This window comes from Pantoea sp. Ap-870 (genome assembly GCF_011752515.1).
Lineage (GTDB): Bacteria > Pseudomonadota > Gammaproteobacteria > Enterobacterales > Enterobacteriaceae > Pantoea > Pantoea dispersa.
Map to the genome: position 1 here is coordinate 121,162 of NZ_VWXG01000007.1, position 12,291 is coordinate 133,452.

The window sequence follows — 12,291 nt, forward strand, 5'->3', positions numbered from 1 at the left end:
CATGACAAATATCACATTTAAACGGTATACTCTGTCGCGGGATGCAATAATTACCTGAGTAATAATTGCTTTGGCAGGCCAGGGAAAAAACCACTTTCACGGCTATGCTTTAATTTTCTCAACGCCGCGGACTGAACGCTCCACCGAGTCCGCAGCGTTGAGGACTTTTTGAATTCCAATACAGGGTAACCTCATGAAATTACGTAGGAAGCGTGTAAAACCTATTGGGCTGGATGACGTCACGATTATCGATGACGCTCGTTTACGTAAGGCCATTACCGCCGCGTCACTCGGTAACGCGATGGAATGGTTCGATTTCGGTGTTTATGGCTTTGTGGCCTACGCGCTGGGTAAAGTGTTCTTCCCGGACGCCTCGCCTGGCGTGCAGATGATTGCCGCACTCGGGACCTTCTCGGTACCGTTCCTGATCCGTCCGCTGGGCGGCCTGTTCTTCGGCATGCTGGGCGATAAATACGGTCGCCAGAAAATCCTATCGATCACCATTGTCATCATGTCGATCAGTACCTTCTGTATCGGCCTGATCCCTTCTTACGCCTCGATTGGCATCTGGGCACCGATACTGCTGCTGCTGGCGAAAATGGCTCAGGGCTTCTCGGTGGGCGGGGAATATACCGGTGCGTCGATCTTCGTCGCCGAGTATTCGCCGGACCGTAAGCGCGGCTTCATGGGAAGCTGGCTGGACTTTGGTTCGATTGCTGGCTTCGTGCTGGGCGCGGGCGTGGTGGTGCTGATCTCAACGGTGATTGGCGAGCAGAAATTCCTCGACTGGGGCTGGCGTATTCCGTTCTTCCTGGCGCTGCCGCTGGGCATTATCGGCCTGTATCTGCGTCACGCACTGGAAGAGACGCCAGCGTTCCAGCAGCATGTTGAGAAGCTGGAGCAAGGCGACCGCGAAGGTCTGCGCGACGGCCCGAAAGTGTCGTTTAAAGAGATTGCCAGCAAACACTGGAAAAGCCTGCTGGCCTGTATCGGTCTGGTGCTTGCCACCAACGTGACCTATTACATGCTGCTGACCTACATGCCGAGCTATCTGTCGCATAACCTGCACTACTCGGAAGATCACGGCGTGCTGATTATCATCGCCATCATGATGGGGATGCTGTTTGTGCAACCGGTGATGGGCATGCTGAGCGACCGCTTCGGCCGCCGTCCGTTCGTGATCGTCGGCAGTATCGCCCTGTTCTTCTGTGCGATTCCGGCCTTTATGCTGATCAACAGTAACGTACTGGGGCTGATTTTTGCCGGTCTGCTGCTGCTGGCGGTGATCCTCAACGCCTTCACCGGCGTGATGGCCTCGTCGCTGCCGGCGATGTTCCCGACGCACATTCGTTACAGTGCGCTGGCCAGTGCCTTTAACATCTCGATTCTGATTGCCGGCCTGACGCCAACCGTAACCGCCTGGGCGGTGGAAGCCAGCAACAATCTGTATATGCCGGCTTACTACCTGATGGTGGTGGCGGTGGTCGGTCTGGTGACCGGTCTGTACATGAAAGAGACCGCCAACAAACCGCTGCGCGGCGCGACACCGGCGGCATCGGACCTCGAAGAAGCGCGTGAGATCCTGCAGGAGCATCACGACAACATCGAGCAGAAGATTGAAGATATTGATGAAGAGATCGCCCGCCTTGAGGCGAAGCGGAAAAACCTGGTGCAGCAGCACCCGGACATCAACGAGTAATCTGCCCTTTCACTCCCGCCACCCGGCGGGAGTTTTGTTTTTGCGGTTGCCGGGTGCGTGAGAATGTGTGCTGCGGTGATGCTTCCAGGTGCGCATGAATGCGCACCCTTACGGGTAACGGCGGGTTGGGATTCGGCGGTTGCCGGGTGCGCTGTAGGGGCGGCATTCATGCCGACGAGCAACGACGCCCGGCCCGCACCGCACACAATCCTTCATGCTACCCGGCGAAAAGGGGTAAACTGTCGCCACTTTTTTCACCAGCATGAGTTAATCGAGCATGTCTGATTTCAATCTCATTCAGCGCCCAAGAAGACTGCGCAAAAGCGCGTCGATGCGCGAACTGTTCCAGGAATCCCACCTCAGCCTGAACGATCTGGCCCTGCCGATCTTCGTTGAAGAAGGCGTGGATGATTACGTGCCAATCAACGCCATGCCGGGCGTGATGCGCATTCCGGAAAAACGTCTGGCGTACGAAATCGAACGCATCGCCAAAGCCGGTATCCGTTCGGTCATGACCTTCGGTATCTCGCACCACACCGATGCCACCGGCAGCGATGCGTGGAACGAAAACGGCCTCGTGGCGCGCATGTCGCGCATCTGCAAAGACACGGTGCCGGAAATGATTGTCATGTCCGATACCTGCTTCTGTGAATACACCAGCCACGGCCACTGCGGCGTGCTGTGCGATCACGGCGTCGACAACGACCAGACGCTGATTAACCTCGGCAAACAGGCGGTGGTTGCTGCGCAGGCCGGTGCCGACTTCATCGCGCCGTCAGCAGCAATGGATGGCCAGGTGAAAGCGATTCGCCAGGCGCTGGACGCGGCCGGTTTTACCGATACCGCTATCATGTCCTACTCCACCAAATTCGCCTCGTCGTTCTACGGTCCGTTCCGTGAAGCCGCGGGCACCGCGCTGAAAGGCGACCGCAAAACCTATCAGATGAACCCGATGAACCGTCGTGAAGCGATTCGCGAGTCGCTGATTGATGAAGCGGAAGGTGCAGATTCGCTGATGGTCAAACCGGCAGGCGCTTACCTCGATATCCTGCGTGATATCCGCGAGCGCACCACGCTGCCGCTGGCGGCTTACCAGGTGAGCGGTGAGTACGCGATGATCAAATTTGCCGCTCAGGCGGGCGCCATTGATGAACGTAATGTGGTGCTGGAGAGCTTAGGTGCCATTAAGCGTGCCGGTGCAGATCTCATTTTCAGCTATTTCGCCCTTGATCTTGCCGAGCAAAAAGTGCTCTGATCCTCTCGTTACGCTAAACAATCGCGGATTGCCGCGGTTGTTTAGTGCTCTCTGCCCCTGCGCGGGCACGACATCCGGTTTGCTGTAACACATCCATCATTAACAAGAGTTACGCGATGAAAGCACCTGCACTGCCTGCGGACGAATCACAGCGTCTGACCCAGTTACGTGCGCTCAACATTCTGCACACACCCACAGAAGAGCGTTTTGACCGTTTAACCCGCCTTGCCCGACGTCTGTTTGACGTTCCGGTCGCGATGGTCAGTCTGCTGGAGAATGACTATCAATGGTTTAAATCCAGCGACGGTTTTGATCGGCCAACCACCGCGCGTAACATCTCTTTTTGCGGCCACACCATCCTGCAGGATGAGGTGATGGTGGTTGAGGACGCGCTGGCCGACACGCGCTTCAGCGATAATCCGCTGGTTACCGATGCAGACAATCCGGTGCGTTTCTACGCGGGCTATCCGCTGCGCACGCCGTCCGGTGCCAAAGTCGGTACGCTGTGCATCATCGATAATCATGCGCGCCAGTTCAACGCGGAGGATCTGCACGCGCTGCGCGATCTAGCGGCCATGGCCGAAGCCGAGCTGGTAGCGTTTCAGACCGCGACGTCCGATGAGCTGACGCAAATCACCAACCGGCGCGGCTTTATGACGCTGGGTCAGATGGCGCTGAATGAGTGCCTGCTGAGACAGTTGCCCGCCAGCCTGACGTTTCTCGATCTCGACGGTTTTAAGGCCATCAATGACCGGCATGGCCACCGCGAGGGCGACCGCGCGCTGATGGACTTTGCCGATGCCATGAAGGTGAGTTTTCGCCATGCCGATATCTTTGCCCGGCTCGGCGGCGATGAGTTTGTGGTGCTGCTGAACGGCATTCGTCAGGACGAGGCGGAAGCGACGCTGGCGCGCTTCGCCCACTATCTGCATAAACAGATGCAGGATCTGGAGCGGCGTTACACGCTGCAGTTTTCATCGGGCATCGTGGAATTTGATCCGCAGCAGCCGCAATCGCTGGAGCAGCTGCTGGAAAGCAGCGACGCACGCATGTACGCCGCCAAGTACCAGAAAAGGCAGCCGCGCAGATAGCCGCTCCTTAATGCGCCAGGTCGTCAATCAGCGTCTGATTAAACTTCGCTGGCGCTTCCATCTGTGGCGCGTGCCCCATGCCGGGGAACTCAATCAGCCGCGCGCCAGGAATCAGCTGTGCCACCTGTTTGCCCAGCACGTTGTAATGGCCGAGCTGCGCTTTCACCGCTGGTGAAGCGATATCGCTGCCAATCGCGGTGGTATCGGCCGTGCCGATCATCAGCGTGGTCGGCACCTTCAGGTCTTTAAACTCGTAATAGACCGGCTGGGTGAAAATCATGTCGTAGATCAGCGCCGAGTTCCACGCCACTTTCTCATGCCCCGGTCCTTTATTCAGCCCGGCCAGCATCTGCACCCATTTGTCATATTCCGGCTTCCACTGGCCGCTGTAATAAGTGTGCTGCTCATATTTCTTAATGCCCGCCGCGTCGAGCTTCAGCTCGCGCTGATACCATTGATCCACCGAGCGCCACGGCGCGCCCTTCGCCTTCCAGTCCTCAAGGCCAATCGGATTGACCAGCACCAGCTTCTGCGTCTGCTGCGGATACATCAGTGCGTAACGCGTCGCCAGCATACCGCCGGTGGAGTGGCCAACGATCACCGCTTTCTCAACGCCGAGCTGCGCTAACAGCTGATGGGTGTTTTGCGCCAGCTGCTGGAAGCTGTACTGATAGCGGGCGGGTTTGGTGGAGGTACAGAAACCAATCTGATCCGGCGCAATCACGCGATAGCCCTGCTGGCTCAGCGCGTTGATGGTGTCTTCCCAGGTAGCAGCGCAGAAGTTTTTACCGTGCATCAGCACCACTGTCTGACCATTGGCCTGCTGCGCCGGCTTCACGTCCATATAGCCCATGCTGAGCGACTGCTGCTGGGAGGAGAAGGTAAAATGCTGCAACGGATAAGGATAGTGAAATCCCTCCAGCTGCTCGCCATACACGGCCTCTGCGGCCTGCGCGCTGAGCGTGCCGCACAGCATCGCTGACGCCAGCGCTACGCTCAGTAACGGTTTTAATCGAAAACGAAACGTCATGTGACCTCTTCTGTACAGGGGAAAAACCCTCAGTCTGGCACGAAAACCGCCGGTTGATATTGTTGCGCCGTGCCACCGCCAGTCACACCTTTGACTGTTAAGCCGCGCAAAGCGATAACCCATTTGCGTTAATAATAACGGCCGTAATTACGGCAACTATTCAACATCATCACAACATGTCGGTGATTAATTTCACGACAAACAAGACCAGTCTTGATGACAATTAATAAAAAAGCCATTTCCTGATAAAACTTTACGTTACGTCAGTGCTTAAAAAGTTTAATTTAATTACACTGTGTCGAGTTATTGGAGGACCATAATGATGCAGCAAAAATACAACCAAGGGGTGATTGATTCGGTGACCGAATGGATTATGGCCAACCTGGATCAACGTTTGAGCATTGATGATATTGCACTGAAATCTGGCTATTCCAAATGGTATTTACAGAAACTGTTTGCCCGTTACCATAACGAAACGCTGGCGCGTTATATTCGCAAAAAGAAACTGATTTGTTGCGTGAACGAGCTGAAATTCAGCCGCACGCCGATTATCAGTCTGGCGGTTAAATACCATTTCGAAAGTCAGCAATCCTTTACCCGCTCGTTTAAACAGGTGATGGGCTGCACGCCGCTATTCTGCCGCAAACGTCAGCTGAGCGATGCTGCCGAAGCCCTGTTGCGCAGCAGTGACGATCCCTGCGCGCTGTGTCGCAAAGTCGGGTTTAATCGCAGCGAGCAGGAAAAACCGGTTGTTAATCCGGTCAGCGAAAATAATGGGAAGTTTCCAGCGCGTATTAGCTGCGCGGTACGTTAATCACGTCTGATATTTCGGGAAAATATTTATAACCGCGTGAGTAGAAGCGGCGAGATTTATTGCGCTGATGCACAGGTGCACCGTGCCCATCCGGGCGGTGCGCATAAATGCGCACCCTACAAAACCGTGCAATTACCTTGTTACGGTGCGCATAAATGCGCACCCTACAACCGTGCAATTATCCTGACACGGTGCGCATAAATGCGCACCCTACAAACCGTGCAATTACCTTGTTACGGTGCGCATAAATGCGCACCCTACAACCGTGCAATTATCCTGTCGCGGTGCGCATAAATGCGCACCCTACAACCGTGCAATTATCCTGACACGGTGCGGATAAATGCGCACCTGACAAAACCGTGCAACGTTCCTGTAGGGTCGCCATTTATGGCGACCTTTCGGCATTGCAAACAGAAACACCCCCGGTTGTTTTCCGGCCGGTAAAACACTTTTATTTCTCAGCGCACCGGCTGGCCCGGCAGCAGCTTATCTGACATCAACTGGCGGCAGACAAACGCGTCCTGCCGTGCCTGCTGCTGCTGTTGCGGTGACAAATCCTGCCACACCGTTTGCAGATGCTCCGCCAGCCCGGACTGGAAATGAATCTTCTGCAGCGCATAATCCGAATTACCGCCTTCAATAATCTGCTGCATCGCCTGTGCGCTGTTATCGCGCCCGTCATGGGTCAGCGTACAAAAGGTCGCGATGTAGTAAGCCTTGTCCTCATCGCTGTAATGCGGCATCAGCCACCAGATCAGCGCACTGATAATCAGCAGCAGCGGCAGCAGGAATTTGATTTTTAACATGGATTTATTGGCCAGCTGAAAAAGAAAACGCCGCAATCTTAACAGATTCACCGCGCCATGCCGCACGCCATTTTCAGGCTTTTCTCCGGCAGATTGAGACGAGGCTTAACGGGGAATGCACCGATGTGCTTATAAAGTAGCCCGCTCAATTTTCCTCGTCATTCAGGGAATGAACATCATGAAAAAAAGCCAGCTGGCGCTGCTGATTAGTACCTTGTGCCTTAGCGGTTCACCCTATGCCGGGATTATGCGTCATGACATTGACGTGCAGGAATACCGCGATTTTGCCGAAAACCGGGGCAAATATGCTATCGGTGCCACCGATATTCCCCTCTATCGCAAAGACGGCAGCTTTGAAGGCTATGTACTGGACGTGCCGATGCCGGACTTTAGCATGGTCAGCGACGAGGGTTTCAGCTCATTTATCGCGCCATCTTTTGTCACAGGTGCCAAACATGTTCGATATGTTCTGTCGCTGAATTTAGGCAAAAAAGCCAAATTTTCGCCGACTTACCGTGGCATTAACTACAATAATGATCCCACGCGAGACTTTCATTTACCGCGGGTTAATAAGGTGGTCGTCGAAAGCGCGCCTTCGCCTTACATCGGCGGTGAAGAATTATTAGCGAATCGCAGTCGCTATACCGTATTTGCCCGCCTGGGTGCGGGTTATCAGCAAATCGACGATCCAGAAAGCGGTAAATTGATACCTATCGATGGCGCCTACGTCTATAACACCGGTGGAACCTTTAAACCCGGCGCCATTACGAATTTTTATAAGGACTACATTAAGTGGAGAATTTTTTCACCTGATCACCCCTCATTTTCCCTGTTAAGTATTGGTACCCGTGGAGGTGATAGCGGTAGCCCGGTGTTTGCCTGGGACAGTGTAGAAAAACGCTGGGTACAGTTCGCTGTCCATTCTGGTGGCTATGGGGGGACTACCTACAATTATTCCTTTGCCAGTGAATTAATTAATGGAAAGCATGTGCAGGAGGTACTGGATTCCGTCAGGGATGCTGATGTTGAAGACAGCGGCGGCACTACCCTCGAATGGCGCGGTGATAGCATTATGCAGGATGGCAAAACCTGGCAATGGCACGGGCTTGATCAGGCTCAGGCAGAAACCGCACCCGCCAAAGCCAGCAATGATCAGCTCAATGCCACCAAAGATCTGCGCTTTAACGGCGACGGTGGCATCATCGAGCTGGCGCAGTCGGTCAACCTCGGCGCGGGCTTGCTGCGTTTCTCGAACGACTACACCCTGCGCGCCGCAGGCGACGGCAACTTCAGCTGGGTCGGCGGCGGCGTTGAGGTCGACAAAGACAAAACTGTGCTGTGGCAGGTTAACGGCCTGCAGGACGATGCGTTGCACAAAATCGGCGCCGGCACGCTGCACGTTAACGCCAGCGGCATCAATCCCGGCGCGCTTAACGTCGGCGACGGCACGGTCATCCTTGACCAGCAGGCCGACGCGCGGGGACGTAAACAGGCGTTCTCCACCGTCACCCTGTTCAGCGGCCGCCCGACCGTGGTGCTCAACAGCGCCGATCAGTTAAGCACTGACAACATCCGCTTCGGCTATCGCGGCGGTACGCTGGACGTTAACGGTCACGATTTGACCTTCGACGATATCCTGCACAATGACAGCGGCGCGCGCATCGTTAACAGCAGTCAGACGCTGGCGCATCTCGATCTCACCGGCGATAACCGCCTGTTCCTCGGCGAGCTGGGCGAAGCGGACTCACGCGATAACCTCAACGTGACCACCCATCAGCGCTGGCAGCTGGCCGGCGGCGCGCAGCTTAATCAGCTGGCGGTGGCCGACGGTGTGCTAACGCTGAGCGGCGAACAGGTTGAGCATGCCGGGAAGGTGTTCTTTGCCAATGACTGGCAGGACAAAACGTATCACATCAACCAGCTGCAGGTGGCGCATGACGCCGCGCTAACCGTCGCTGAGCACGCTCACGTTACCAGCGACATCACGCTGGCCGACAAGGCCACGCTTAACGTGCTGGGCCGATCCACGCTGGCCGGCGACATCAACCTGAGCGGCACCGCTTCCAGCCTGATTGCTGACATCGCGCAGTACGTCAGCACGCTGGGCGAGCTGGCTTCCACCATCAGCGCCAATATCAGTGGCCAGGGCCGCGTGATTAAAAGCGGTGACGGCCGGCTGACGCTGAGCGGTGACGTCAGCAACCAGCAGGGCGTTGAGGTGCAGCAGGGCGAGCTGGAAGTGAGCGGCAAGCTGCACACGCCGATGAACATGGCCGCCGGCACGCTGCTCTCCGGCGGCGGCGTCATCAATCACGCCAGCCTCGCCGATAACGTCACGCTGGCACCGGGCTGGAACAATGCGCCGGACAGCTGGTCGGCCATGCGCCTTGGCGATCTGCGTCACGGGCGCGACACGGCGCTGGTGCTGAACTCCGCGTTCCGCAATAACGCCAGCGATCGCCTGCTGATCGATGGCGATCTACAACAGCCGGACGATGCGCCGCTGTGGCTGACGGTAAAACCGCAGGCCAGCTGGATCGATAGCGATCGCAACCACAACGGCGCAGCGGATAACACTGAAGGCGTGTCGCTGGTGCAGGTCGGCGGCCAGGCGCACGCCGACAGCGTCCAGCTGGCCGGCAGCTATGTGGCGCGCGGCGCCTGGGCTTACGGTCTGTACGCCTTCGCACCGGGCCGCGCCAGTGGCGATGAGCGTCTGGTGGCGGGCGAAGGGGATCAGTTCTGGGATTACCGTCTGCAAAACATTCTGCTGGCGGAAGGGGATAACCGTGAACCTTACCTGCCGGAGCCGGAGCCGGAGCCGGAGCCTGAACCGCAACCCGAGCCAGAACCGCAGCCGGAACCGGAACCGGAAAATCCGCAGGTGCCGCAGCCAGAGCCAAAACCGGAGCCAGGCAAGGTACGCGCGGCGGTGATTCCGCAGGTGCCGGCCTACATCTCGCTGCCCGCCGCCTTCCACAGCGTGACACACAATCTGCAAGCGCTGTTCAGCAGCAGCGCGCAGCAGGCGGGCGCAGAGGGCCGTCCGGATCTGTTTGTGTCCGGCTACACCGGTGACGACCGCTATCACAGTGCGGGCGGCTTTATGGATTACGGCTACGATTTCCACAGCCGCTATCAGGGCTGGATGATTGGCAGCCGCTTCCCGCTGCAGTCCGCGCTGGCGCTGAGTGTCGGCGTCAATAAAGGCAATCTGAGCATCACACCGGAAGCGCGAGACGGCAATAGTCACGCCCGCATTGATACGCTGGGCGCCAGTGCGCTACTGAGCTGGCAGCCCGATCAGGGCCTACAGCTGGCCGTGCCAGCTGGCGTGATGCAGTACCGCGGCAGCGTCAGCACTGACCTGCGCGGTAACGTGACGCAGCTGAAAGCGCGCGGCGTGAACCTCGGGCTCGACAGCGGCTGGCGCTGGCAGTCCGGCGCGCATGCGCTAACGCCGGTGGCCGGTGTGAATGCGCAGTGGCTCGATATCAATGATTTCACCGACAGCGACGGCGCACAGGTGAGCTACGATAATCCGCTGCAATGGCAGCTCTCCGGCGGCGTAAAATACGACTTCCGCCTCAACGAGAAGCTGAAGCTGGGCGCGGAAACGCGCTACGTGCAGCGCATCAGCCAGCGCGATCGGGTGGCGATTGGTGACGGCCAGCAGGCGGCGCACTTCGCCACCGGACGCGGCGGCAATAGCCTGCAGTACAGCGGTTACGCCGGCTGGCAGGTACTGGACAATCTGGAGCTTAACACCCAGCTTCAGGGCCAGCAGCGCCTGACGCAGGAAGGCATCAGCGACTGGAATCTGCAGGCCGGTGTGAAAATCAGTTTTTAATCGCGGCTCTCATCACGCATCAGCCCGGGACATGTCTTACCGGGCTTTTTTATGCTTTTCTGAAAAAAAACCAGACAAAACTTAATTGCCACGTTAGTCGGTCGCTTTAGGTTTGCGATTCTCGCTATTTTCATCCATGGAAGAGAATATGAAACTTACCCCGCTGACGCTGGTGATCAGTACGTTCTGTTATAGCCTTCCTGCATTCGCTGATGAGCGCTACCCTGCATTTTCACCCTTACAAAATAATAACGTTAACGCTGCGAATATTCCGCATCCACCGGAATCCTTTCATGGTCCATCAACCCAGGAAATCCCTGAGCTGCCGCTGCTTGCGCAGGCCAGCCGCCAGACCGGCGAAGGGATTAAACAGCTTGGGAAAATGATCGCCCGCGGCTCGTGGTTTGATGAGATCAATCCGGCAACCTCGGGCCTGGTGAGAAGCAGCGTGCTGGCCGGCAATAACAGCCATCACTTGTGGTATTACCGGTTACAGACCATGGTCCTGACCGGGGAGAAAGATGAAGGATTGCCGAATATCAATAATCCTGGCATCGTGGCTCCGATACCCGATCCCGATCGTGGCGAAGCTGTCATAATACCGCCGCCTCCACCGCCTGAGCCGGAACCGCCACAGCTTACACCCGCGCCACAAATCCCGACCTATCTCGCCCTGCCCAACATGCTGTATGCCCTCAACGACACCATGCAAACCCGCTTCCACTTCGCTGCCCGGCAGATGAGCCTGGATGATCATCACAACCTGTTTGTGTATGGCTATAGCGGCGGCGAGCGCTATCGCAGTGCGCAGGGCGATAGCGATGCCACCAGCCGCTATCAGGGCTGGATGCTGGGTGCGCGCTGGACGCCGGAAGCGGAACAGAGCCCGCTGGCCTTCAGTGCGGGCGTGCATAAAGGCGTAGTGACTATGCTGTCGGATACGCCGGCGGGGCGCAGCCAGCTGCGTATGCAAACCCAGGGCATTAATGCGCTGATCGGCATTCAGCCGCCTGAGGGCTGGCAGCTGGAGATACCGCTGGGGCTGACGCATTATCGCGGCACCTTACGCCATGAAACCCAGGGTGAAGTGGCGCGGATCAGCGCCGTTAGCGGCAATATCGGCGCAGAAGCGGGCTGGCGCTGGCAGCAGGATGCGCATAGCCTGATGCCGCTGGCCGCAGCCGGTGTGCAGTGGCTGCATATTGCGGATTTTACCGAGCAACAGGGTGCGCAGGTGAACTATCAGCTGGCGCCGCAGTTCAGCCTGGCTGGCGGTGTTAAGTATGATTATCAGCCGCTGTCGTCAGTGAAGCTTGGGCTGGATGCGCGTTATGTCTGGCACAGCGGCAGGCAGAATACGCTGGATGCCGGCGATATGCGCGGATTACCGATTGAGCGCGCCCGCCACAGCGCCCAGCTGGGCGGTTACGTCAGCTGGCAGCTGCATGAAAACGTGGAGGTCGGCACGCAGTTGCAGGTGCAGCAGCGGCTGGATCGCCCCGGCGTGAGCGACTGGAATGTGCTGAGCGGAGTAAAAGTGGCGTTTTAAACCAGTAAAAGGATGCAGATTGTTGTAGCGGCACGATTTATTGCGGATGCGATTTCTGCATTATCCAGTCGCACAAACCGTAGCGGCGTGATTCATCGCGCATTTCAATTACCGCACAGCGGCGGAAAGCGCAATAAATTGCGCCGCTACCACCCGTGCAGTTATCTGCGGCATCACATGGAAGGGATATCTGCGCG

The 12,291-nt window shown here is 57.0% G+C and carries 8 protein-coding genes; 6 read left to right on the forward strand and 2 right to left on the reverse strand.

Going from position 1 to position 12,291, the window contains the following annotated elements; all coding sequences use genetic code 11:
- Positions 1–193: 193 nt before the first annotated feature.
- From proP to F3J41_RS17395, 3 genes are all read left to right on the forward strand, one after another.
- On the forward strand, positions 194–1,699 hold the full coding sequence (gene proP / locus F3J41_RS17385; protein WP_021508120.1) for a glycine betaine/L-proline transporter ProP: 1,506 nt from the start codon (positions 194–196) through the stop codon (positions 1,697–1,699).
- 277 nt (positions 1,700–1,976) lie between these two features.
- On the forward strand, positions 1,977–2,954 hold the full coding sequence (hemB, locus tag F3J41_RS17390) for a porphobilinogen synthase (protein WP_031279816.1): 978 nt from the start codon (positions 1,977–1,979) through the stop codon (positions 2,952–2,954).
- A 116-nt stretch (positions 2,955–3,070) separates the two neighbouring features.
- Positions 3,071–4,045: a diguanylate cyclase gene (locus tag F3J41_RS17395; RefSeq protein ID WP_166711883.1), complete on the forward strand. Its 975-nt coding sequence runs from the start codon at positions 3,071–3,073 to the stop codon at positions 4,043–4,045.
- Positions 4,046–4,052: 7 nt separating this feature from the next.
- Here the strand turns inward: F3J41_RS17395 and F3J41_RS17400 are convergent, their stop codons facing one another.
- Positions 4,053–5,021 (reverse strand): alpha/beta fold hydrolase, encoded by a 969-nt coding sequence (locus tag F3J41_RS17400; protein ID WP_371815498.1) that lies wholly within the window; start codon positions 5,019–5,021, stop codon positions 4,053–4,055.
- A gap of 373 nt (positions 5,022–5,394) precedes the next feature.
- Here F3J41_RS17400 and F3J41_RS17405 point away from each other — a divergent pair, with 373 nt between their 5' ends.
- On the forward strand, positions 5,395–5,889 hold the full coding sequence (locus tag F3J41_RS17405; RefSeq protein WP_031279815.1) for a helix-turn-helix domain-containing protein: 495 nt from the start codon (positions 5,395–5,397) through the stop codon (positions 5,887–5,889).
- A 458-nt stretch (positions 5,890–6,347) separates the two neighbouring features.
- Here the strand turns inward: F3J41_RS17405 and F3J41_RS17410 are convergent, their stop codons facing one another.
- Positions 6,348–6,695, reverse strand: a complete 348-nt coding sequence (locus F3J41_RS17410) for a hypothetical protein (protein ID WP_031279814.1) — start codon at positions 6,693–6,695, stop codon at positions 6,348–6,350.
- 178 nt (positions 6,696–6,873) lie between these two features.
- Here F3J41_RS17410 and F3J41_RS17415 point away from each other — a divergent pair, with 178 nt between their 5' ends.
- On the forward strand, positions 6,874–10,545 hold the full coding sequence (locus F3J41_RS17415) for a S6 family peptidase (RefSeq protein WP_166711887.1): 3,672 nt from the start codon (positions 6,874–6,876) through the stop codon (positions 10,543–10,545).
- Between the two features lie 148 nt (positions 10,546–10,693).
- Positions 10,694–12,094, forward strand: coding sequence for an autotransporter outer membrane beta-barrel domain-containing protein (locus F3J41_RS17420; protein WP_166711889.1), 1,401 nt, complete (start codon positions 10,694–10,696; stop codon positions 12,092–12,094).
- The last annotated feature ends 197 nt before the right edge of the window (positions 12,095–12,291 follow it).

Coding starts and splice junctions, on each gene's coding strand:
- proP (WP_021508120.1), top strand. CDS start 194: ATGAAATTACGTAGGAAGCGTGTAAAACCTATTGGGCTGGATGACGTC.
- hemB (WP_031279816.1), top strand. CDS start 1,977: ATGTCTGATTTCAATCTCATTCAGCGCCCAAGAAGACTGCGCAAAAGC.
- F3J41_RS17395 (WP_166711883.1), top strand. CDS start 3,071: ATGAAAGCACCTGCACTGCCTGCGGACGAATCACAGCGTCTGACCCAG.
- F3J41_RS17400 (WP_371815498.1), bottom strand. CDS start 5,021: ATGCTGTGCGGCACGCTCAGCGCGCAGGCCGCAGAGGCCGTGTATGGC.
- F3J41_RS17405 (WP_031279815.1), top strand. CDS start 5,395: ATGATGCAGCAAAAATACAACCAAGGGGTGATTGATTCGGTGACCGAA.
- F3J41_RS17410 (WP_031279814.1), bottom strand. CDS start 6,695: ATGTTAAAAATCAAATTCCTGCTGCCGCTGCTGCTGATTATCAGTGCG.
- F3J41_RS17415 (WP_166711887.1), top strand. CDS start 6,874: ATGAAAAAAAGCCAGCTGGCGCTGCTGATTAGTACCTTGTGCCTTAGC.
- F3J41_RS17420 (WP_166711889.1), top strand. CDS start 10,694: ATGAAACTTACCCCGCTGACGCTGGTGATCAGTACGTTCTGTTATAGC.